Annotated in this window: 20 protein-coding genes and 3 tRNA genes; 10 read left to right on the top strand and 13 right to left on the bottom strand. The window is 66.0% G+C overall.

The genetic code is table 11. From position 1 onward, the window contains the following. Nucleotides 1-111: 111 nt before the first annotated feature. The 5 genes from rpmG to ASE61_RS00825 all read right to left on the bottom strand — a co-directional run bounded on the left by rpmG (nt 112) and on the right by ASE61_RS00825 (nt 4,796). Nucleotides 112-279, bottom strand: coding sequence for a 50S ribosomal protein L33 (rpmG, locus tag ASE61_RS00845; RefSeq protein WP_038367996.1), 168 nt, complete (start codon nt 277-279; stop codon nt 112-114). A 139-nt stretch (nt 280-418) separates the two neighbouring features. Beyond that, entirely contained in the window at nt 419-1,153 is a 735-nt protein-coding gene (locus ASE61_RS00840) for an NUDIX hydrolase (protein ID WP_061963740.1), read from the bottom strand. After that, entirely contained in the window at nt 1,150-1,596 is a 447-nt protein-coding gene (locus ASE61_RS00835; RefSeq protein WP_061963737.1) for a DUF983 domain-containing protein, read from the bottom strand. The genes ASE61_RS00840 and ASE61_RS00835 overlap by 4 nt, the downstream gene beginning before the upstream one ends. After that, a complete protein-coding gene (gene rnr, locus ASE61_RS00830; protein WP_061963735.1) occupies nt 1,596-3,962 on the bottom strand; it encodes a ribonuclease R in 2,367 nt (788 codons plus the stop codon). The genes ASE61_RS00835 and rnr overlap by 1 nt, the downstream gene beginning before the upstream one ends. A gap of 423 nt (nt 3,963-4,385) precedes the next feature. Next, complete coding sequence (locus ASE61_RS00825; protein WP_061963733.1) at nt 4,386-4,796, bottom strand: DUF2000 family protein; 411 nt, start codon at nt 4,794-4,796, stop codon at nt 4,386-4,388. A gap of 103 nt (nt 4,797-4,899) precedes the next feature. Here ASE61_RS00825 and ASE61_RS00820 point away from each other — a divergent pair, with 103 nt between their 5' ends. The 3 genes from ASE61_RS00820 to ASE61_RS00810 all read left to right on the top strand — a co-directional run bounded on the left by ASE61_RS00820 (nt 4,900) and on the right by ASE61_RS00810 (nt 7,259). Further along, the gene (locus tag ASE61_RS00820) at nt 4,900-5,664 is read left to right on the top strand and encodes an AraC family transcriptional regulator (protein ID WP_244492683.1); all 765 of its coding nucleotides are present in this window, start codon (nt 4,900-4,902) and stop codon (nt 5,662-5,664) included. 79 nt (nt 5,665-5,743) lie between these two features. After that, a complete protein-coding gene (gnd, locus tag ASE61_RS00815) occupies nt 5,744-6,730 on the top strand; it encodes a phosphogluconate dehydrogenase (NAD(+)-dependent, decarboxylating) (RefSeq protein WP_061963730.1) in 987 nt (328 codons plus the stop codon). A 4-nt stretch (nt 6,731-6,734) separates the two neighbouring features. Then, nucleotides 6,735-7,259 carry a gluconokinase gene (locus ASE61_RS00810; protein WP_244492682.1) on the top strand — a complete coding sequence of 175 codons (525 nt, stop codon included), beginning with the start codon at nt 6,735-6,737 and terminating at the stop codon, nt 7,257-7,259. Between the two features lie 9 nt (nt 7,260-7,268). On the opposite strand, the gene ASE61_RS00805 is transcribed toward ASE61_RS00810, so the two are convergent. Beyond that, nucleotides 7,269-8,705 (bottom strand): multicopper oxidase family protein, encoded by a 1,437-nt coding sequence (locus tag ASE61_RS00805; RefSeq protein ID WP_061963727.1) that lies wholly within the window; start codon nt 8,703-8,705, stop codon nt 7,269-7,271. Between the two features lie 189 nt (nt 8,706-8,894). Between ASE61_RS00805 and ASE61_RS00800 the strand changes: the two genes are divergently transcribed. From ASE61_RS00800 to lon, 5 genes are all read left to right on the top strand, one after another. Then, a tRNA-Leu gene (locus tag ASE61_RS00800) sits at nt 8,895-8,979 on the top strand. A gap of 90 nt (nt 8,980-9,069) precedes the next feature. Next, nucleotides 9,070-10,500, top strand: coding sequence for a trigger factor (gene tig, locus ASE61_RS00795; RefSeq protein ID WP_061963725.1), 1,431 nt, complete (start codon nt 9,070-9,072; stop codon nt 10,498-10,500). Between the two features lie 163 nt (nt 10,501-10,663). After that, the gene (locus ASE61_RS00790) at nt 10,664-11,287 is read left to right on the top strand and encodes an ATP-dependent Clp protease proteolytic subunit (RefSeq protein ID WP_061963723.1); all 624 of its coding nucleotides are present in this window, start codon (nt 10,664-10,666) and stop codon (nt 11,285-11,287) included. A 267-nt stretch (nt 11,288-11,554) separates the two neighbouring features. Then, nucleotides 11,555-12,826, top strand: coding sequence for an ATP-dependent Clp protease ATP-binding subunit ClpX (gene clpX / locus ASE61_RS00785; RefSeq protein WP_061963721.1), 1,272 nt, complete (start codon nt 11,555-11,557; stop codon nt 12,824-12,826). 345 nt (nt 12,827-13,171) lie between these two features. Further along, the gene (lon, locus tag ASE61_RS00780) at nt 13,172-15,598 is read left to right on the top strand and encodes an endopeptidase La (protein ID WP_061963719.1); all 2,427 of its coding nucleotides are present in this window, start codon (nt 13,172-13,174) and stop codon (nt 15,596-15,598) included. A 389-nt stretch (nt 15,599-15,987) separates the two neighbouring features. On the opposite strand, the gene ASE61_RS00770 is transcribed toward lon, so the two are convergent. Further along, nucleotides 15,988-16,063, bottom strand: a tRNA-Val gene (locus tag ASE61_RS00770). 131 nt (nt 16,064-16,194) lie between these two features. Between ASE61_RS00770 and ASE61_RS00765 the strand changes: the two genes are divergently transcribed. Next, the gene (locus tag ASE61_RS00765) at nt 16,195-16,644 is read left to right on the top strand and encodes a hypothetical protein (RefSeq protein WP_156406946.1); all 450 of its coding nucleotides are present in this window, start codon (nt 16,195-16,197) and stop codon (nt 16,642-16,644) included. Nucleotides 16,645-16,763: 119 nt separating this feature from the next. Then, nucleotides 16,764-16,840 (top strand) — tRNA-Asp (locus tag ASE61_RS00760). Between the two features lie 88 nt (nt 16,841-16,928). Here ASE61_RS00760 and ASE61_RS00755 read toward each other — a convergent pair. The 6 genes from ASE61_RS00755 to ASE61_RS26750 form a co-directional block, all read right to left on the bottom strand. After that, nucleotides 16,929-18,044, bottom strand: coding sequence for a hypothetical protein (locus ASE61_RS00755; RefSeq protein ID WP_061963713.1), 1,116 nt, complete (start codon nt 18,042-18,044; stop codon nt 16,929-16,931). A gap of 4 nt (nt 18,045-18,048) precedes the next feature. Further along, the gene (locus ASE61_RS00750) at nt 18,049-18,357 is read right to left on the bottom strand and encodes a hypothetical protein (RefSeq protein WP_061963712.1); all 309 of its coding nucleotides are present in this window, start codon (nt 18,355-18,357) and stop codon (nt 18,049-18,051) included. 2 nt (nt 18,358-18,359) lie between these two features. Then, nucleotides 18,360-18,635 carry a hypothetical protein gene (locus ASE61_RS00745; RefSeq protein ID WP_061963710.1) on the bottom strand — a complete coding sequence of 92 codons (276 nt, stop codon included), beginning with the start codon at nt 18,633-18,635 and terminating at the stop codon, nt 18,360-18,362. 14 nt (nt 18,636-18,649) lie between these two features. Beyond that, complete coding sequence (locus tag ASE61_RS00740) at nt 18,650-19,084, bottom strand: HNH endonuclease (protein ID WP_082616997.1); 435 nt, start codon at nt 19,082-19,084, stop codon at nt 18,650-18,652. Continuing rightward, the gene (locus tag ASE61_RS27525) at nt 19,048-19,599 is read right to left on the bottom strand and encodes an HNH endonuclease signature motif containing protein (RefSeq protein WP_413813521.1); all 552 of its coding nucleotides are present in this window, start codon (nt 19,597-19,599) and stop codon (nt 19,048-19,050) included. Before ASE61_RS27525 ends, ASE61_RS00740 begins: the two co-directional genes overlap by 37 nt. 65 nt (nt 19,600-19,664) lie before the next feature. Next, nucleotides 19,665-20,105 carry a hypothetical protein gene (locus tag ASE61_RS26750; protein WP_061963704.1) on the bottom strand — a complete coding sequence of 147 codons (441 nt, stop codon included), beginning with the start codon at nt 20,103-20,105 and terminating at the stop codon, nt 19,665-19,667. Between the last annotated feature and the right edge of the window lie 2 nt (nt 20,106-20,107).

Raw genomic sequence — 20,107 nt, 5'->3', positions numbered from 1 at the left:
TTAGGCCTGCGGCGGCGATTGATCCGGCCGCCGCGACCTTGAAGTTCCAAACGAAAAAACCGCCCGAAAGGGCGGTTTTTCAAAGCGAAATCAGATCGGGAGGCTATCGCCTCACTTGATCTTGGTTTCCTTGAACTCGACGTGCTTGCGCGCGACGGGGTCGTACTTCTTCTTCGACATCTTCTCGGTCATCGTACGCGAGTTTTTCTTCGTCACGTAGAAGAAGCCGGTGTCGGCGGTCGAAAGCAGTTTGATCTTGATCGTCACGGCCTTGGCCATGGGTCTATCCTCGAGCCATGCGGGCCAGAGGCCCTCGGAAAAGAAAATGGCCGGGCGAACCCGGCAAACCGTCAGCGCGGGGAATGCCGCAACGGGCCGGCGAAGTCAAGGAAGAATAGCTTGGCGACGCGAATGGCCCTCAAAGCTCCTCGCGCACGAAGCTGCCGCGCTTCTCCCAGTAGAACGGGACCGGCAGATAAGGCGCGAAGCCGCCTTCGATGCGGGCCTCGACCTCCTGGATGATCACCTTGGTGATCGTCGGCAGGTCGAGCTCCTTGGCCTCGTCGAAATCGACCCAGACCAGGTCGACCAGCTCCGAATCGGGGCCGATGATGCCGTCGATCCGCTTGGCGACGGCGGAGGCGTCGATCGCGAAGAAGCGGGTGTCGAAACGCTTTGGCCGGCGCGGCGGCGTGATCGCACGGGCGACGAAGGTGACGGCCGACAGGTCGGGGAAGACGCCCTGCGCCGCGAAGTCGCTCCAGCTTCCGGCCGGCGCGGTTTCCGGCGCGCCGAACTCGTCGGAGCCGAAGAGCAGCCCGGTTTCCTCGAAGGTCTCGCGGATGGCGGCCAGCGCCAGCGCCCGCGCCTTGGCGGCGCTGGGGCGCAGGCAGCGCTTGCCGAGCCGGTCCTCGCAGATCTGCGGCACCGCGCCGGTCGCGGCCATCAGCCGGTCGCCGGCATCGACCCGCCCGCCGGGAAAGACGTATTTGCCCGGCATGAATTTGTGGCCCGCATGCCGCTTGCCCATCAGCACCTTGGGCCGCGCACCGCTGCGATCCAGGATCATCATGGTCGCGGCGTCCTTGGGACGCTGGTTGGCGGTGGTGCGCGCCCGCTCGGCCTGGGTCAGGGTGACGGTGTGATCGGTCATGAATGTGATTCCGAAGAAGGCAGGGGCTGGCGTTCGGGCCGGTCGGGCTCGCCGCCGAAGCCGTGCATGCGCACGGCCCATTGCAGGCCGACGACGCCGCCCTTCACGGGCTGCATCATTGCGATGGACAGGATCAGAGTCAGCGCCGGCCAGACGACCATGTGCAGCCACATCGGCCAGTCGCCGAATTTCTCCGCCAGCAGCAGGCCGCCGACGATGATATGGCCGACGATGGTGATGACGATATAGGGCGGCAGGTCGTCAGCCCGCTGGTGATGCAGGTCCTCGCCGCAGGCCTCGCAGGTGTCGACCGGCTTCAGGAAGGCGCGGAACAGCCGGCCCCTCCCGCAATGTGGGCAGCGGCCCCTCAAGCCGCGCGCGACGGCCTGGCGCCAGTCGCGCGCGTCGAGATGCGCTTCGGCGCTGTGAATCTGGACGCCCATCACCGCCTCTTGCCGGGCTTGCTCTTGCCCGGCTTGCTTTTGCCGAAGCCACCGCCGCCCGGCTTGCCCTTCTTGCCGAAGCTCGCCGGTCGGCTCGTCCCGAAGGGGGCTGCGCCGCCGCGCCGCTTGCCGGTGCGTCCCGTCGCCACGACGCGTCCCTCCGAGAGCAGTTCGAAGCGCAGCGCGCCTGCGACCGGCGCAGCCTCGACCAGCTTGACATGGACCCGGTCGCCGAGGCGCCAGCTCTCGCCGGTGCGCTCGCCGATCAGCGCATGCGCGGCCTCGTCATAGCGATAGTAGTCGCCGCCGAGCGTGGAGGCCGGAATGAAGCCGTCGGCGCCGGTGCCGTCGAGCTTCACGAACAGGCCGGCCTTGTGCACGCCGCCGATGCGTCCGTCAAAGCTCGCGCCGATCTGGTCGGCGAGGAAATGCGCGATCAGCCGGTCGGTGGTCTCGCGCTCGGCAGCCATGGCGCGCCGCTCTGCTGCCGAGATGCGCGTCGCGACCTCGCGCAGCTCCGCGAGCGTGGTGCTCTTCGGAAGGCCGTCGTCGCCGAGCCTCAGCGCCGTGATCAGGGCGCGGTGCACGATCAGGTCGGCATAGCGCCGGATCGGCGAGGTGAAATGGGCGTAGCGGCGCAGGTTGAGGCCAAAATGCCCGTAATTCTCGGCGACATATTCGGCCTGGGCCTGCGTGCGCAGCACGACCTCGTTGATCAGCGTCTCGTTCTCCGAGCCCTTGATCATGCCGAGGATGCGGTTGAACAGCACGGGCCTGAGTGCCCCATCCTGCGGCAGCTTGATGCCGATCGAGGCCAGCACTTCGCCGAGCGCCCGCATCTTCTCCAGCGAGGGCTCGTCATGGCAGCGATAGATCAACTGGCTGCCGGCTTTCTCCAGAGTCTCGGCCGCCGCGACATTGGCGAGGATCATGAATTCCTCGATCAGCCGATGCGCCGCCAGCCGGTCCGGCACGATGACGCGATCGACCGAGCCGTCGGGCTTCAGGATCAGCTTGCGCTCGGGCAGGTCGAGTTCCAGCGGCTGGCGCTGGTCGCGGGCGCGGGCCGCAATGCCATAGGCCGCCCAGAGCGGCATCAGCACGCTCTCGCGGATCGGCGCGGTCTTCTCGTCGGGGCTGCCCTCGATGGCGGCCTGTGCCTGCTGGTAGGAGAGCTTCGCCGCCGAGCGCATCAGCACGCGGTGGAAGGAATGGCTCTTCTTCGAGCCGTCGGCCTTGAGCACGAGCCGGACGGCAAGCGCCGGCCGGTCCTCGTGCTCGCGCAAGGAACAGAGATCGTTCGAGATCCGCTCCGGCAGCATCGGCACGACACGGTCGGGGAAATAGACCGAGTTGCCGCGCTCCAGCGCCTCGCGGTCGAGCGCCGAATGCGGCGTCACATAGGCCGCGACATCGGCGATCGCGACGGTGACGACGAAGCCGCCGGGATTGTCCGGGTTGTCGTCCGGCACGGCATGGACCGCGTCGTCATGGTCCTTGGCGTCGGCGGGGTCGATGGTGACGAGCGGCAGCTCGCGCCAGTCCTCGCGCCCTTTGAGCGTTGCGAGCGGCGCATTCGCGGCTTCCTGAAGGGCGGCCGGCGGGAACTCATGCGGAATGCCATGGGCGTGGATCGCGATCAGGCTGACGGCGCGCTCCGACTTGATCGAGCCCAGCCGCTCGCGGACATGCGCCTCGGGCGGGCCGAAGCGGCTTTCGCGGCGCAAGCTGACCGAGACGAGGTCGCCATCCTGCGCCTCGGCGGTGCGGCCCTTCGGGATGATCGCCTCGCGCCCCTGCGCCTTCTTGTCGATCGGCACCAGCCGGCCGGAGCCGTCGGGCAGGGCGCGGAAGATGCCGAGCACGGCGGCCTTCGCCTTGCCCATCACCTTGAGCACCCGGCCGGAATAGCCGAAGCCCTCGACGCCGCGCAGCCGCGTCAGCTTGAGGATGACCTGATCGCCGACGCCCGGCGCAGGCCCCGCCGACTTGTCCTTGCGGCGTCCCTCGCGGGTGCGCTCGATCAGGATCTGCGGCGGCGCTCCGCTCTCCGCCTCGTCCCATTCCAGCGGCTGGGCGACGAGGTCGCCCTCGCGGTCGCGGCGCTTGATCTCGGAGAGCAGGACGGGCGGCAGCGCGCCGCGCGGATGGACCGGGCGCTCCTTGCCGTCGCCGCCGATCTCGCCTTCCTCCGCCATCTCCTTGAGCAGGCGCTTGAGCCAGATCTTGCCGCCACCATCGAGCCCGAAAGCCCTCGCGATCTCGCGCCGGCCGACCTCGCGGCCGGCGGCGCGCTCTTCCTCGATGAAGTCGAGAATGGCCTCGCGGCTCGGATCAGGAACGGACACGGCCGGTACTCGGGGCATTGGGCAGGGAAAAGCGTGACACGCCGCCTGTCTGCCACGGCTTGCGGCCGGGCGCCAGCTTTGGCGGCCTGAAAGCAAGAAGGGCAGCCCTTGCGAGCTGCCCTTCCATTGCCGAACCGCGACCCGGCGAACCGGATCTGAAGGTGCGAAAACTCACGCGGAATAGAAACCCCAGCAAGAAGAGGTCCAGATCCGCCCGCCTTGCACCAGCGGTTGATGACAATGAGACACTGGATCACCTCCTTTCAGTTGTTACCGACAAGAAGGAGGCTAAGGCGATTCTCGGGGACTCGTAAATGCCAAAAAATGCACTGGATGAGCACGACGAAAGTCGCGATCCAGACCGTGAATGCGGAGAGCGATACGCGTGTTGCACAGGGATGAGGCAGGCAAGTCTGCGCGAACAGCATGCGTTGCAAGCGGTTACCCGTGCAGCTTCAGCCCCTTGGTGATCTTGTCGATCTCCTTGCGCTCGGCATGCAGGCCGAGACCGACGAGGTCGAGTGCATCCGTCGCAACCGCAGCGACAGCGGCGCGGTTGTCCATGTCATTGCCGGTTGCGAACAGGTCCTTCGTATAGAGATGCGGCCGGACGCCGCGCTGCTGCGCCCGTTGGAGCATAGTCGTGAGCTCCGCTGCGCTTGCCGCGAAGATCAGGATTGGCTGGCGGACCAGCGGACCGTAGAAGCGGCCTGAGCCATCCCTGTAGGGTTCGCCCGCGAGTTCCGGAGCGGTTCCGACGAGTCCGCCGGCGAGGAAGCTGGCGACATTGAGTTTTTGCCAGGTTGCGAGATCATCGCGAACCACGATGGCGATCTTGGTATCGTAACGCATGGACGCATCGCTAACCGAGGCCGGCAAGGCCCGTCTTGAACGATCGTGCGGACCCGAGCGGGACTGGGTCCGGCTCGGCACCGGCGCTGATGGAATCGAGCGCATGGAAGCGTTCTTCCGAGGCTATGCCTATGATCCGCACCGCCACGACACCTATGCCTTCGGGCTGACGCTCTCCGGCGTGCAATCCTTCGATTACCGCGGCGCAAGGCGCGACAGCCTCGGTGGCCACGCCATCGTCCTGCATCCCGACGAGGTCCATAACGGCCGCTCCGGCATCGAGAGCGGCTTCAGCTACCGCATGCTCTATGTCGAGCCGCGCCTGATCCGGCAGGCGGTGGGCGAGGGCGGCCGGGCACTGCCCTTCATATCTACAGCGGTTTCTCAGGAGCCGCGTTTGGTCGCGGCGATCGCCCGCGCGCTGCGCGATCTCGATCAGCCGCTCGATCTTCTGGCGGTCGATGATCTCCTCGAACGGCTGGCGCAGGCCTTGTTGGCGCTCGATCCCTCGGCGGCGCGTGCTCGGCCGTTGCGGCTCGAAAACAGGGCCCTTGAGCGCGCTCGGGACTATCTCGACGCGCACACCGCCGAGACTGTCGATTCGAGCCGCCTGGAAGCCATGACCGGGCTCGATCGCTTCACCTTGGCGCGCCAGTTCCGCGCGGCTTTCGGGACCAGCCCTTATAACTACCTCGTGATGCGTCGCCTCGACCGTGCCCGTCGCATGCTGGCGGAGGACACGCCTCTGGCTGACCTGGCCTTCGCCTGTGGCTTCGCCGATCAGAGCCATTTCACCCGCCAGTTCCGCCGCGCCTATGGCGTCACGCCGGGGCGTTGGCGGGCCTTGCAGCAGCAAATCCGGGGTTGAGACCTGCGTCGCATCGGCTTGCCCCGCCCGCCGCCTCCATGCTTGAAGCAGCGAAAGCCGGCTTTGCGGAGTATCTGACATGCAGCTTGGAGTGATCGGCCTCGGCCGGATGGGTGGCAACATCGTGCGCCGGCTGATGCGCGCCGGCCATCAATGCGTGGTCTATGATCGTGATCCGAAGCCGGGCCAGGCGCTCGCCGCCGACGGCGCGACGCTGGCCAGCGATCTCAAGGATATGGTCGCCAAGCTCAAGGCGCCGCGCGCCATCTGGGTGATGCTGCCGGCCGGCAAGATCACCGAGGCGACGCTGGCCGAGCTCGCCGGTTTCGTCGGCGCCGGCGACACGCTGATCGACGGCGGCAATGCCTTCTGGAAGGACGATGTCCGCCGCGGCAAGGAACTGGCGGCCAAGGGCATCCATTACATGGATATCGGCACCTCCGGCGGCGTCCACGGCCTCGATCGCGGCTATTGCCTGATGATCGGCGGCGACAAGGAAGCCTTCGACCGGCTGGAACCGATCTTCGCGACGCTGGCGCCCGGCAAGGGCGAGATCGAGCCGACCCGGCATCGCGAGGGCCGCAACCCGACGAGCGAGCAGGGCTATCTCCATTGCGGCCCGACCGGCTCCGGCCATTTCGTCAAGATGGTCCATAACGGCATCGAATACGGCATGATGCAGGCCTTCGCGGAGGGCTTCGACCTGCTGCGCAACGCCTCGGCCAAGGAAGGCCTGCCGGCCGAATACGGCTTCGACTTCGACACGGCAGAGATCGCCGAGGTCTGGCGCCGCGGCTCGGTCGTCACCTCCTGGCTGCTCGACCTGACGGCCGAGGCGCTGGCCGCCGACGAGGAGCTCTCCTCCTATACGGGCAACGTCTCGGATTCCGGCGAGGGCCGCTGGACGGTCGACGCCGCCGTCGAGACCGCGACCCCGGCCGAGGTGCTGACCTCGGCGCTGTTCGCGCGCTTCCGCTCGCGCGTCGACCACACTTTCGGCGAGAAGATCCTCTCGGCGATGCGCGCCGGCTTCGGCGGCCATGTCGAACCCAAGAAGCAGGGCTGATACGGTGGCAGAGGCAGCAGGCGGTGGCCGCCCGGCCGTCATCGTCGTCATGGGCGTCGCGAGCTCCGGCAAGACCTCGCTCGGCGAGCGTCTGGCGGAGCGCCTCGGCTGGCCCTTCCGCGACGCCGATTCCTTCCATCCCCCCGAGAACGTGGCCAAGATGGCCGGCGGCACGCCGCTGAACGACGAGGATCGCAAGCCCTGGCTCGCGGCGATCGCCGCCTGGATCGACGATCTCCGGGCCAAGGGCGAGCACGGCATCGTCACCTGCTCGGCGCTGAAGCGCGCCTATCGGCAGGTGATCGTCGGCGACCGGCCGGATGTCGCGCTGGTCTATCTCAAGGGCTCGCGCGAGCTGATCGGCCGGCGCATGGCCGCCCGCCAGCACCATTTCATGCCGCCGACTCTGCTCGACAGCCAGTTCGCCGCGCTGGAGGAGCCGGGTGCGGACGAGAAGCCGCTGGTCGTCTCGGTCGAGGACAGCAAGGACGCGATCGTGCAGGACGTGGTCGATCGGCTGGGCCTCTGAGGAGCGGCCTCACGTCACCTCGAACCAGCTCCATAGCCCGAGGTCGAAGCGCTCCAGCACCGTCGACGAGATCAGCCAGCGGCCCGGATTGTCGGCGATGAAGGCGATGTGCAGCTTCTTGCGTTCCGGGATCTGCACGGTGTCGAGGAAATAGTTCTCCCAGCCGTCGTCGAGCGGATGCAGCAGCCGGAAGCTGTGGCCGTGGACATGGAACGGCTGGACGAAGGCGGTGCGGTTGTCGATCGCCATGACGATCGGCGTGCCGCGCTTCACGCTGAACAGCGGCTTGCCTTCGAAGGAGCCCGTGCCGCCATTGACCCGCCACGGGCGGGCGAGGTCGAGCCCGGTGAAATCGAGCTTCTGGTCCTCGGTCTGCCTGGCGCCGCCCTCGATGACGAGTTCGGGCCGCAGCGCATCCTGCATCCGCACGCCCAGCGGCAGGGCAGGGTTGAGCTTCAGGGCGGGCATCGCTGCGGGCGGCACCTGCGGCTCGCCCGCCGTCACGATCCTGACCAATGGCAACCCGCCGCCGATCAGGGCGCTGACATGGACGGCGGCGCCGACCTCTATCGGCATATCGAGGATGACGTCGTAGCGGGTACCCGGCGCGAAGGGCAGCTGCGAGCGCACAGGCTCGAAACTCTCGGTCGGCTGGCTGTCGACCGCGATCACGGTCGTCTTTCCGCCGTCGAAGCGCAGTCGCATGATCCGGGCATTGCAGGCATTGGCGAGCCTGAGGCGAATCCGCGCACCGGGCCGGGCCGAGATCGGCTGCGGCGGCGAGCGGCCGTTGACGGTGAGCCAGCTGCCGAGGCGCCCGGCCGAGGCCGAGGCATTCCCTTGCAGCACGAAGGGCTGGAGCGCCTGGTCGTCGCCGAGGAGCCAGTCGGTTATGAGGACGGGCAGGTCGAGATCGACCGGAGGCGGCTCCTTCTCCTCGACGATGACGAGGCCGCTCAGGCCCCGGCCAGCGGGTTCGGATGAACTGCCGGCCCGGAGCGGGCGATAGAGCAGGGTGCCCGAATCCGCCGGCGTGATCCGGAACTCGCCGGTCTCTCCCGGCGCAATGGGCGGGCGCGTGAAGCTGGCGGCGCCATCCCGTTCGGCCTCGCCGCGCAGGCCGTACCAGTGCAGGTCGAGCGGGGTCGTCGTCTTGTTCTCGAGCTTCACGGCCAGCGTTTCGCCCTGCTTGATTCGCAGGGGCGGGGCCGGCGTGCTGCCGTCGAATGTCCAGATTTCCGTATCGACCGGCGGTGACGGACGCAGCCTTGCCTTCGCTGGCGCGGCGACGAGCGTCCGTCGCTGCGGCTCGCTTGCCGGCTTGATGGTCGGGGCGGGAGCTTGCGCGAAACCCGCTGAGGGCGCGATCAGGCAGGCTCCGCCGAGCCCCGCCAGCCATTGGCGGCGCGTGAGCGGGAGCGGGACGGCGGCGGGCGGTTTCGTCATGCCATACCGCATAATCCGGGCGGCCCGCTCTGGCGAGAGCCGGTTCGGGTCCCCCGGCGAAATGCCCGGCGCAGCGCCTGTTTTGCAGAACCGTCATTTTTTTGCTGCATGGCCCGGTCGAAATGCGTATAGGCCTGCGGCTTGACGATGGCCGCGCTGCGTTTGCTCGCGCGCAGCGCTATCGGACCGGCGGGCGTGGCGGAATTGGTAGACGCACTGGTTTTAGGTACCAGCGGCGAAAGTCGTGGGGGTTCGAGTCCCTCCGCCCGCACCATCGGTCTAGTTTTTTCGCGAGCGCGGCGGCGGTCGAACCGGCGTCGCGCTTTGGACATTGAGACGTAAACGAGCTGTTGGCGGTACAAAAATGAACGTGACCGAAACCCTGTCCCAGGGCCTCAAGCGCGAATTCCAGGTGGTGCTGAACGCCGCCGACCTGAAGACCAGGCTCGATGGCAGCCTCCAGGACCTCCAGGGCAAGGCCAAGATCAACGGCTTCCGCCCGGGCAAGGTGCCGGTCGCGCATCTGCGCCGCCTCTATGGCCGCTCGGTCATGTCCGACGTGCTGCAGAACGCCGTCAACGAGGCGAACCAGAAGATCGTCGCCGACAACAACCTGAAGCTCGCCTTCGAGCCGCAGATCCGCTTCCCCGAGAACAAGGAAGAGATCGAGGCCGCGATGGAGGCCAAGGGCGATCTCGCCTTCACCGTCGCGCTGGAAGTGCTTCCGAAGATCGAGCTCGCCGACCTCTCGGACGTTTCGCTGGTGAAGCCGGTCGCCGAGGTTCCGGACGCCGATGTCGATGCCGCGCTTCTGCGCATGGCTGCCGGCAACCGCAGCTACACCTCGAAGGGCGAGAAGGCCAAGGCCGAGAAGGGCGATCGCCTGATCATCTCCTTCGTCGGCACGCTCGACGGTGAGAAGTTCGATGGCGGCACGGGCGAGGGCATCCCGCTCGATCTCGGCGCCGGCCAGTTCATCCCGGGCTTCGAGGAGCAGCTCGAAGGCGCCAAGACTGGCGAGACCCGCACCGTCAAGGTGACTTTCCCCGAGAACTATGCGGCCGAGAACCTCGCCGGCAAGCCGGCCGAGTTCGAGGTCACCGTGACCGACGTCCAGGGCCCGGACGCCGTCAAGATCGACGACGAGCTCGCCAAGGGCTTCGGCATGGAGTCGCTCGACAAGCTCAAGGAAGCCGTGCGCGAGCAGATCGGCCGTGATTTCGTCGCCCAGTCGCGCCGCAAGCTCAAGAAGGGCCTGCTCGACGCGCTCGACGGCAAATATGCCTTCGAGCTGCCGCCGACCCTGGTCGAGCAGGAGTTCACCAGCGTCTGGGGCCAGGTCGAGGCCGACATGAAGCAGGCCAACAAGACCTTCGCCGACGAGGACACCACCGAGGACGCCGCCCGCGCCGACTACCGCAAGATCGCCGAGCGCCGCGTGCGCCTGGGCCTCGTGCTGGCCGAGATCGGCGAGCAGGCCAAGGTCCAGATCTCGGATGACGAGGTCACCCAGGCCCTGATCGAGCGCGCCCGTTCCTTCCCCGGCCAGGAGAAGGAGGTCTGGGAATTCTATCGCAAGAACCCGCAGGCTCTCGCCGAGATCCGCGCCCCGATCTTCGAGGAGAAGGTCGTCGACCATTTGCTCGGCCAGGTGAAGGTCGAGGACCAGACGGTTTCGCGCGAGGCGCTCTACGCCGACGAGGACGCCGAGGACACCGCCGAGGCCAAGCCGAAGAAGGCCGCCGCCAAGAAGGCGAAGAAGGCCGAGGCGAAGGCCGACGACGCCTCCGCCTGAGCCTCACGGCAACCTTAACGACAGCTATCGCGCCGCCGGCCTTCGCGACCGGCGGCGCTTCCCTTTTCAGCCGCGACTGCCGTGCTTAAGTGAGTGTCTGCCTAGACACCGCTGATTCGACATCTCGCTGGCTTCCCCAGCGCTCCACCTCAAGGACAGATCCATGCTTCGCGATCCGCTCGAGACCTACAACAATCTCGTCCCGATGGTGGTCGAGCAGTCGAGCCGCGGTGAACGCGCCTTCGACATCTATTCGCGCCTGCTGCGCGAGCGCATCATCTTCCTGACCGGCCCGGTCGAGGATTACTCGGCGTCGCTGATCGTGGCGCAGCTCCTGTTCCTCGAGGCCGAGAACCCCAAGAAGGAAATCTCCTTCTACATCAACTCGCCCGGCGGCGTGGTGACCTCCGGCCTCTCGATCTACGACACCATGCAGCTGATCCGCTGCCCGGTGACTACCGTCTGCATCGGCCAGGCCGCCTCGATGGGCTCGCTGCTGCTGACGGCCGGTGCCAAGGACATGCGCTTCGCCCTGCCGAACGCCCGCATCATGGTTCACCAGCCCTCCGGCGGCTATCAGGGTCAGGTCACCGACATCCTGATCCACGCCCGGGAAGTCGAGAGCCTGAAGAAGCGGCTGAACGAAATCTACGTGAAGCATACCGGGCGTCCCTACGAGGACATCGTCGCCGCGCTGGAGCGCGACAATTTCATGACCGCCGAGCAGGCCCGCGATTTCGGCCTGATCGACAAGGTCATGGAGCGCCGCGCCGAGCCCGAGGCCTGATCGCGGCGCTCGCGATCCTGTGGGTTGGCCCGGCCTTCCGGAGCCCCCATATTGCATTGAGGATCGGCCCCGTGTTTGCATGGGGCCGGGGGTGAGCGGACGAGCGCTCCAATCTGATCCGGCTTGGGCCGGCCCTGCGTATCCGAATGTACCGGAACGGGCCGTTAACCTAATCATCGTGATCTGAGCGCTTAGATATGACGGAGAGACGACGGCTGCATCCGCCACTGGCGATGCGGCTCCCGGCTCCCGAACTGGAGATGGACGATGGCTAACAAGCCCGGCGGCGACTCGAAGAGCACGCTTTACTGCTCTTTCTGCGGCAAGAGCCAACACGAGGTCCGCAAGCTCATCGCGGGCCCGACCGTGTTCATCTGCGATGAATGCGTCGAGCTCTGCATGGACATCATCCGCGAGGAATCCAAATCCGCGCTGGTGAAGTCGAAGGACGGCGTGCCGACTCCCAAGGAGATCCGCAAGGTCCTCGACGACTATGTCATCGGCCAGGAGCACGCCAAGAAGGTGCTCTCGGTTGCGGTGCACAACCATTACAAGCGCCTCTCGCACGCGACGAAGCAGAACGACGTGGAGCTCGCGAAGTCGAACATCCTGCTGATCGGGCCGACCGGCTCGGGCAAGACACTGCTTGCGCAGACGCTCGCCCGCATCCTCGACGTGCCCTTCACCATGGCCGATGCGACGACGCTGACCGAGGCCGGCTATGTCGGCGAGGATGTCGAGAACATCATCCTTAAGCTGCTCCAGGCCTCCGACTACAATGTCGAGCGGGCGCAGCGCGGCATCGTCTATATCGACGAGATCGACAAGATCAGCCGCAAGTCGGACAACCCCTCGATCACCCGCGACGTCTCGGGCGAGGGCGTCCAGCAGGCGCTGCTGAAGATCATGGAAGGTACCGTCGCCTCCGTGCCGCCGCAGGGCGGGCGCAAGCATCCGCAGCAGGAATTCCTGCAGGTCGACACCACCAATATCCTCTTCATCTGCGGTGGCGCCTTCGCCGGTCTCGACAAGATCATCTCGAGCCGCGGGCAGGGCACCTCGATCGGCTTCGGCGCCAAGGTCGAGGCCCCGGACGACCGCCGCATCGGCCAGATCTTCCGTCAGGTCGAGCCCGAGGATCTCCTGAAGTTCGGCCTGATCCCGGAATTCGTCGGCCGCCTGCCCGTCCTAGCGACGCTGGAGGATCTCGACGAGCCGGCGCTGAAGACCATCCTGACCGAGCCGAAGAACGCGCTCGTCAAGCAGTATCAGCGCCTGTTCGAGATGGAGGACACCCAGCTCACCTTCACCGACGAGGCCGTCAGCCTGATCGCCCGCAAGGCGATCGAGCGGAAGACCGGCGCGCGCGGCCTGCGCTCGATCATGGAGAGCATCCTGCTCGAGACCATGTACGAACTGCCCGGCCTCGAAGGCGTCGAGCAGGTGGTGATCGGCCCCGAGGCGGTGGAGAGCAAGGCCCGCCCGCTCTTCATCTATGCGGAGCGCGAGGACGAGACGAAGACCGCCTCGGCCTCCTGACCTTTCCTGCAATGCGACAACAGGACGCGCGCCCTTGGCGCGCGTTTTGCGTTGTGATGGGCATGGGCCGCTCGCGGTTTCGCATCGCAACAGCCCTGCGCGAGATTGAACTACCTCTTCTCGCGGCATCCGTCCCTCGTCCGTTGCAGGACAGCGGTGCATGGGCCGGATACCTCGCTTGAAAGCCGGCGAGGAAGTCTCCACTTTAGGTGCACTTGCGAGAGTCGCATGCCTAATAGGGTGCGATGCGCGAGGGCGGAGAGGCGAATGGTCGCCTTGGCCGCACACGTCCGATCGTTCCGCCCATCTCGGGGGTCCGCCGGGCGCAACTGCAAAGGAATTGCCATGACTGGCTCGACGCCACGCGCTCCCTTCGTCCCAGGCGAGGCCGGCACCTTCCCGGTGCTGCCTTTGCGCGACATCGTCGTTTTCCCCCACATGATCGTCCCGCTCTTCGTCGGCCGCGAGAAGTCCATCCGCGCGCTCGAGGAAGTGGTGAAGACGGACGGGCTGATCCTGCTGGCGACCCAGAAGAACGCCGGCGACGATGATCCGCAGCCCGACGAGATCTACGAGATCGGCACGCTCGCCCGCGTGCTGCAGCTGCTGAAGCTGCCCGATTCCACCGTGAAGGTGCTTGTCGAAGGCGTCGGCCGTGCCAAGGCCGCGTCCTATTCGGCGAGCGAATCCTTCTACGAGGCCGAGGCCACCGGCTTGGCCGAGGAAGAAGGCAAGAAGGTCGAGGTCGAGGCGCTCGCCCGTTCGGTCGTCAGCGAGTTCGAGAGCTATGTGAAGCTCAACAAGAAGATCTCGGGCGAGATCGTCGCTGCGGTCACGCAGATCGACGAGCCGACCAAGCTCGCCGATACCGTCGCCTCGCATCTGGCGGTCAAGATCGCCGATCGCCAGGGCGTGCTGGAGATCACCAACGTCGCCCATCGCCTGGAGAAGGTCCTGTCGCTCATGGAGAGCGAGATGTCCGTGCTGCAGGTCGAGAAGCGCATCCGCTCGCGCGTCAAGCGCCAGATGGAGAAGACCCAGCGCGAGTACTACCTCAACGAGCAGATGAAGGCGATCCAGAAGGAGCTCGGCGACGGCGATGAAGGCCGTGACGAGTTGGCCGAGCTGGAAGAGCGCATCGCTCAGACCAAGCTCACCAAGGAAGCCCGCGACAAGGCGACGGCCGAGCTGAAGAAGCTGCGCCAGATGTCGCCGATGTCCGCGGAAGCGACCGTGGTGCGCAACTATCTCGACTGGATGCTCGGCATCCCGTGGGGCAAGCGCTCGAAGATCAAGAAGGATCTCAACGCCGCCCAGCTGGTGCTCGACGACGATCATTTCGGCCTCGACAAGGTCAAGGACCGCATCGTCGAATATCTCGCCGTGCAGCAGCGCGCCAACAAGCTCGCCGGTCCGATCCTGTGCCTCGTCGGCCCTCCGGGCGTCGGCAAGACCTCGCTCGGCAAGTCGATCGCCAAGGCGACCGGCCGCGAGTTCGTGCGCATGTCGCTCGGCGGCGCGCGTGACGAGGCCGAGATCCGCGGTCACCGCCGCACCTATATCGGCTCGATGCCCGGCAAGATCATCCAGTCGATGAAGAAGGCCAAGACCTCCAACCCGCTCATCCTGCTCGACGAGATCGACAAGATGGGCCAGGACTTCCGTGGCGATCCCTCGGCGGCCCTGCTGGAGGTGCTCGACCCCGAGCAGAACTCGACCTTCAACGATCACTACCTCGAGGTCGACTATGACCTGTCGAACGTGATGTTCGTGACGACGGCGAACACGCTGAACATCCCGCCGGCCCTGCTGGACCGGATGGAGGTGATCCGCATCGCCGGCTACACCGAGGAAGAGAAGACGGAGATCGCCCGCAAGCACCTGATCCCGAATGCGATCAAGAAGCATGGGCTCAGCGGCAAGGAGTGGTCGATCACGGACGAGGCCGTGCAGACGCTGGTGCGGCGCTATACCCGCGAGGCCGGCGTCCGCAACCTCGAGCGCGAGCTCTCCAACACGGTCCGCAAGGGCGTGAAGGACATCGTGCTCGGCAAGAAGGCCAAGGTCGTGGTCAACGAGCCGTTGCTCGAGGAGTATCTCGGCCCGCCGCGCTATCGCTACGGCATGGCGGAGACGGAGGATCAGGTCGGTGTCGTCACCGGTCTGGCCTGGACCGAGGTCGGCGGCGAATTGCTGACGATCGAGGGTGTCATGGTGCCCGGCAAGGGCCGCATGACCGTCACCGGCAACCTGCGCGACGTGATGAAGGAATCGATCTCGGCGGCGGCATCCTATGTCCGCTCGCGGGCCGTCGATTTCGGCATCGAGCCGCCGCTCTTCGACCGGCGTGACATCCACGTCCACGTTCCCGAGGGGGCGACCCCGAAGGACGGGCCGTCGGCCGGCATCGCGATGGCGACCACCATCGTCTCGATCCTGACGGGCATCCCGACCAACCGGGACGTCGCCATGACCGGCGAGGTCACGCTGCGGGGCAGGGTGCTGCCGATCGGCGGTCTGAAGGAGAAGCTCCTGGCGGCGCTTCGCGGCGGCATCAAGAAGGTGCTGATCCCCGAGGAGAACGCCAAGGACCTGATCGACCTGCCGAAGTCGGTGAAGGATGGCATGGAGATTATCCCGGTCGCGCGCATGGAGCAGGTGCTCCAGCATGCGCTGACCCGCCAGCCGGTTCCGATCGTCTGGGAAGAGGATCTCAAGGCCGTGCCGCCCAAGGGCGCGGACGACGACGCGGCGGGCCTCGTCGCCCACTGATTTCCGGCCTCGGAAACAGGAGCCGCCGGCGCGCAAGCGCCGGCGGTTTTCTTTTGGGCGTTAAGGGCGGTCATTGCCGCAATGCCCGCTCAGGTTCATTTTAAGCCTGCTTCTCCGCAGGCAGTTCGATCAGAGGGCCATGAAGCTGCGATGGCTTCCGAAACGCAGGCCGAAACCGGATGGATGGGCTGCATTCGATAGCCTGCCCGCGCCGGTACGTCGGGCGCTGGCGGAGGCGGATCATCCGCTGAATCCGCTGAATCTGGCCGGTTCGGCCGATGTCGAAGAAGCGCTCCGCCGTGTCGCCCGGCTCGATGCCGCCGCCAGGCGACGTGCGGAGCGAACTGGCTAGCGGCCAGCAGGCTGCGAGGGCTGCTGCCTGACGGATCTGGTGGGCGGTGACGGGCTCGAACCGCCGACCCTCTCGGTGTAAACGAGATGCTCTACCAACTGAGCTAACCGCCCCTCGCGGTCGCCTTTAAGGCCTCGGCCGCCGCATCGCAAGCATTGTCGGGCGAGCGTCTTGCCAAGGCTTGCCGTCGGCCGAATTCCGCCATCTTCATCGTCACCCTGCCGGGCTCATGGAGATCAGCCGCTTGACCCGTTCTCGTCCCGTCCTGCGCTACGTACTGGCAGGCACCTGCCTGGGCCTCGTCCTCGCTGCAGGGCAGGCTGCGGCGCAGTCGCTCCTGCCCGATTCCTTCTTCGTCGATCGTCCGGCCTTTTCCCATCCGGAGCAGCCCGGCAAGCCGGCGAGCTGCGAGAGCATCGCGGCGCAGCTCCCGGATTCGGTGCCACGCGATTCGCGTGTCGACATGGCGATCGCGGGAACGGTGAGTCTCATCCGGACGGACGGTGCGCTTTGGTATGTCGCGGTCTGTGCCGCACCGGGCGTCCGGGTTCTGTGCGTGACCTATGGCGCCGGCGACCTGAAGCTGGGCGACAAGGCAGTCCTGCGCGGCGGATATAACCGCCAGGACAGCCGCCACGTCCTGCTCGATCCCTGCCTGGCATCGCCCTGGAACGAGGGTGACGCAGCCGAGTGACAGGAGAGGGCGAGGATAATTTTCCCCAGATGCGATTTTGCCGGCGTCACTCGCTTGACACTTCCGGTCGGGGGCAATACTCACCACGTCGCTGACGGCGAATGCCCCAGCCGCCCTGCGCGGGCGTAGCTCAGTTGGTTAGAGTGCCGGCCTGTCACGCCGGAGGTCGCGGGTTCGAGCCCCGTCGCCCGCGCCATGTATCTCTCTGAAGATACTCATCTTTTCTTCCTCTCGAAAATCTCGGAACGCCTCAGTTCGGAATCGCCCAGCCGGCAATTTCGGAATTACGGGCTACTTTCGTTCGCGGATCTTGCCCGCCGGCCGCGTCGTCTAGCTTCAGGAACAGTGGACGCTGTGGCGATCTGAGCTGGCGTATATGTGCGCTGCAAAGCCTTCGACTGAGCCAAGGTATTGCCCATCACATCGGACAGCGCCTTCGGGTCGACCTCGCCGGCTGATGCCTCCAGCGCGCCCGATCGACGGATGTCGGTAAGCGTCCTGGTGTCGCCCGGGTAGACGAGATTCCGGATGTCGCGGAAGTCCTCAGCGAGGCTGTTCTTCCGGTAGTCCGAATCGCGTCGGGTCCTGAATAGTGGGCGCTCCAGATCGACCACCTTCCGATCTGCCAGATAGGCATCCATGACCTTCGCTGCGCGCCGGGTGATGGGTGCGTAGGCGAGGGCACCTGTCTTGCCGCGAGTGATCGCGAACGCCTGCAGGTTGCCGTGCCTGATCCGATGGGCGGGCTTGATGGTGCGCGCGTCGACCGGTGACATCATCCCGTCCCACATCACGGCTAGGACCGCGGCGAGGCCCTTGTAGCCCTCGCGCCATGCTCGCTTGCCGATCCGCACGATCTCCGCGAGCTGCCATTCCTGAGACCTGGGCGCGGGCTCCGTGTTCCGAACGCCGAAGGAAGGGTCGTTCTCGGCGTCGCAGTATTTCATCGCCGCCATGACCTGCCACAGCGCGCGCCAGATCTTGATGCAGCGATGTGCCTCGCGCAGCGACACCGTCTCCTCGACGAGCTGGCGCCACTCGCTGACATCGATGAGCGTGACGGTCTTCGGCTTCTGATCCCCGAACACAGCCTCCAGCCGAGCCCAGACGCGATCCCACTCCTCACGGGTGCGCGGCTGCTTCTTCGGCCACTCGGGCGTGCGGCGGTAAAGCTCCCAGGCTTCACCGATCGAGCCCTTCGGGTATTTCGGCTTGTTGTCCTGCTCATCGCCGGCGCCGCCGCGGCGCGCCTTCCACATGGCGTTATAGAGCTTGGCCGCAACCATTCGGGCTTCATCGCCGGCCGGCCCGAGAGGGCGAGCAGCGAAGCCCGGCGGGACCTTGCCCCGCGGTTCCCAGTATGCCCGCCCCTTGCGCTCGTAGTAGTAGGGCACCTTCATCGCGTTACCGCCTCGCCTGGGCATTGGCACGCATCCTCTTCAATCGGTCCGCAATGACCGAGCCAGTGCCTTGCGCACCCGGCTGGTCGCTATTCAGGCCGAAGAGTGATGGGTGCCGCAAGCGGCGCCATTGAACGACAGCGTCTAAGTCAACCATTCCAGTGGTGTCATCGGGCTGAGGAAAGCCGCGCGCGATCAGCGCTGCCAGCTTGGCGCGCATGTCCGCCTCGCTGATGTTCATCAGCCGGCCGGCATCAGCAAGCGTGCCGTCGCCAAGGATTTCGCTGACCAGCATCAGGCGTGCGCGCGCCATGGCTAAGCCCTCCTCAGCGCGTTGCCGGAGGTGATCATGCGGAAACCATCGTCGAACACGAGGCCGACGGAGTTCATGGTGCCCCGCGCGAAGACATAGCAGCGCTGGCCTTTCCGGCCGCAGCGATCCCACCGGTAGAGGTACTGCCTCGGCGAAGCTGCCGGCGCTCCCATGGGAGGAGGTTTGAGCGACACGCCGGCAGCCGCCGAAACCCTCAACGGGAAAGAGGGGGTGGCGAAGCGAAGCTGGCTGGTAGAGCCCGGCGGCGCGTCCTTCATTTGGAGGGCTCGGCTCACAGCTTACTCCTCTTGCGATTGGGGAAGGGGCGGGAAGGCCATGCACGCTTGCCGGCCCTGGGTTTGATCTTGGCCTCGACGGCCCGGCCGCCCTTGGCGAGGACGCGCTCTCGGAACGCGGTTTCCTTCGCGACGAGATGGCGGAGCTTCTTCATCTTCCCGATGTCGGAGCCGGCGGTGGTCGCGCCGGCACCGCGGGTCTTCACGGCGTGGCATTCACGATGGACCGCACGCAGGTTCTCGATCTCATCAGCGCCGCCGAGGGCTAGTGCGTGAGCGTGGTCGAAATCCACCTCGCTCAGATTGACTAGGCTCTCGCCGCACAGCGAGCACTTGGCTTGCGCGACGACAATCTTCAACTTGTCGACAGCGGTGAGCTTGCGACGGGCGATTGTCACCGGCGCTCCCCCCTCAATCGAAGGTGCGACCATGATCTCCCGCTCTTGATATCCCAGACGGTTTCAGACGAGACCCCGTATTCAGAGGCGATCTCGCGGTGATGGCGGGTGTCAGTGAAAATTGAACGGGCCTGAGACTCAGAGAGCTTCGCCGCTGTGTTTAGATTGCCAATACGCACGACCGCGCGACCGCGCTCGACCATGTCGGCGGAGTTGTCGGCTACGGTTCCAACCGTAAGATGCCTCGGGTTCACGCATCTAGGGTTGTCACACGAGTGGCGGAGGAGCATGCCATCAGGGATGGCGCCGCAGACCAGTTCGTAGGCTTTCCGATGGGCCCGGCCGGTAACGCCGAAATATGTGACTCGGCCATACCCGTCCTTATCGAGCAGGCCAGCCCATAGCCAGCAGCCATCCGCAGTCCTCGACTTCCTGACGCGCTGCCAGAAAAGTGCCTCACGATCAGAGTTCCGCGCTTTGGCATGACAGGCCCACGAGCAGTATCGGCGGCTTGCCCAGTATTGTTTGCCGTAAGCCCCTCGCTGCATCGACAACCCGCACTGCTCGCAGGCCTTCTCGTCGGCAACCAGATTTCGATGGTCGGCGGCGCGCATCAGCGGCGCCCTCCGGCCTTGTCCGCCATCTCGGCCTTGTAGGTTTCGACGTCGAGATCGAACTCGCCGTAGATTCGGTCGAATGCCTTGGTGCAGAAGGCTTGGAATTCGGCGGCATCCATCTCCGCTATGCTTTGCGGGAAGACGTGTAGGGAACCGTCCATGAGGTTGAAGCTCTCGGCATGCCCTGTCTCGACGAGTAGGGCGTTTGAAAGGGCACGCGAGTTGCCAAACTCGTCGCGATTCTCGACGACCCATCCGAGGAAGCCCCAGTAAAGACGTAGGGAATCGTTCGATTTCGCTCGGTCGATCGTGGCGGTGACCTCCGCGCCCAGAGGCAGGCCGGCATGGAACTCCGCGTCGATGGCTGCGACGGGCTCGTACCCGCCGCGCACCACCCGCAGAATCGTCACCGGCTTGTTCTGGGCGCGCTTGGCCATGG

It is taken from the genome of Allobosea sp. Root670 (assembly GCF_001429415.1).
Lineage (GTDB): Bacteria > Pseudomonadota > Alphaproteobacteria > Rhizobiales > Beijerinckiaceae > Allobosea > Allobosea robiniae.
Note: the sequence above shows the minus strand (reverse complement) of the source record. Positions and strands in the feature narration are given on the sequence as shown.

What these genes read in the sequence shown, in the direction of transcription:
- rpmG (WP_038367996.1), bottom strand. Translation starts at nt 279, where the DNA reads ATGGCCAAGGCCGTGACGATCAAGATCAAACTGCTTTCGACCGCCGAC.
- ASE61_RS00840 (WP_061963740.1), bottom strand. Translation starts at nt 1,153, where the DNA reads ATGACCGATCACACCGTCACCCTGACCCAGGCCGAGCGGGCGCGCACC.
- ASE61_RS00835 (WP_061963737.1), bottom strand. Translation starts at nt 1,596, where the DNA reads ATGGGCGTCCAGATTCACAGCGCCGAAGCGCATCTCGACGCGCGCGAC.
- rnr (WP_061963735.1), bottom strand. Translation starts at nt 3,962, where the DNA reads ATGCCCCGAGTACCGGCCGTGTCCGTTCCTGATCCGAGCCGCGAGGCC.
- ASE61_RS00825 (WP_061963733.1), bottom strand. Translation starts at nt 4,796, where the DNA reads ATGCGTTACGATACCAAGATCGCCATCGTGGTTCGCGATGATCTCGCA.
- ASE61_RS00820 (WP_244492683.1), top strand. Translation starts at nt 4,900, where the DNA reads ATGGAAGCGTTCTTCCGAGGCTATGCCTATGATCCGCACCGCCACGAC.
- gnd (WP_061963730.1), top strand. Translation starts at nt 5,744, where the DNA reads ATGCAGCTTGGAGTGATCGGCCTCGGCCGGATGGGTGGCAACATCGTG.
- ASE61_RS00805 (WP_061963727.1), bottom strand. Translation starts at nt 8,705, where the DNA reads ATGACGAAACCGCCCGCCGCCGTCCCGCTCCCGCTCACGCGCCGCCAA.
- tig (WP_061963725.1), top strand. Translation starts at nt 9,070, where the DNA reads ATGAACGTGACCGAAACCCTGTCCCAGGGCCTCAAGCGCGAATTCCAG.
- ASE61_RS00790 (WP_061963723.1), top strand. Translation starts at nt 10,664, where the DNA reads ATGCTTCGCGATCCGCTCGAGACCTACAACAATCTCGTCCCGATGGTG.
- clpX (WP_061963721.1), top strand. Translation starts at nt 11,555, where the DNA reads ATGGCTAACAAGCCCGGCGGCGACTCGAAGAGCACGCTTTACTGCTCT.
- lon (WP_061963719.1), top strand. Translation starts at nt 13,172, where the DNA reads ATGACTGGCTCGACGCCACGCGCTCCCTTCGTCCCAGGCGAGGCCGGC.
- ASE61_RS00755 (WP_061963713.1), bottom strand. Translation starts at nt 18,044, where the DNA reads ATGAAGGTGCCCTACTACTACGAGCGCAAGGGGCGGGCATACTGGGAA.
- ASE61_RS00750 (WP_061963712.1), bottom strand. Translation starts at nt 18,357, where the DNA reads ATGGCGCGCGCACGCCTGATGCTGGTCAGCGAAATCCTTGGCGACGGC.
- ASE61_RS00745 (WP_061963710.1), bottom strand. Translation starts at nt 18,635, where the DNA reads ATGAAGGACGCGCCGCCGGGCTCTACCAGCCAGCTTCGCTTCGCCACC.
- ASE61_RS00740 (WP_082616997.1), bottom strand. Translation starts at nt 19,084, where the DNA reads ATGGTCGCACCTTCGATTGAGGGGGGAGCGCCGGTGACAATCGCCCGT.
- ASE61_RS27525 (WP_413813521.1), bottom strand. Translation starts at nt 19,599, where the DNA reads ATGCAGCGAGGGGCTTACGGCAAACAATACTGGGCAAGCCGCCGATAC.
- ASE61_RS26750 (WP_061963704.1), bottom strand. Translation starts at nt 20,105, where the DNA reads ATGGCCAAGCGCGCCCAGAACAAGCCGGTGACGATTCTGCGGGTGGTG.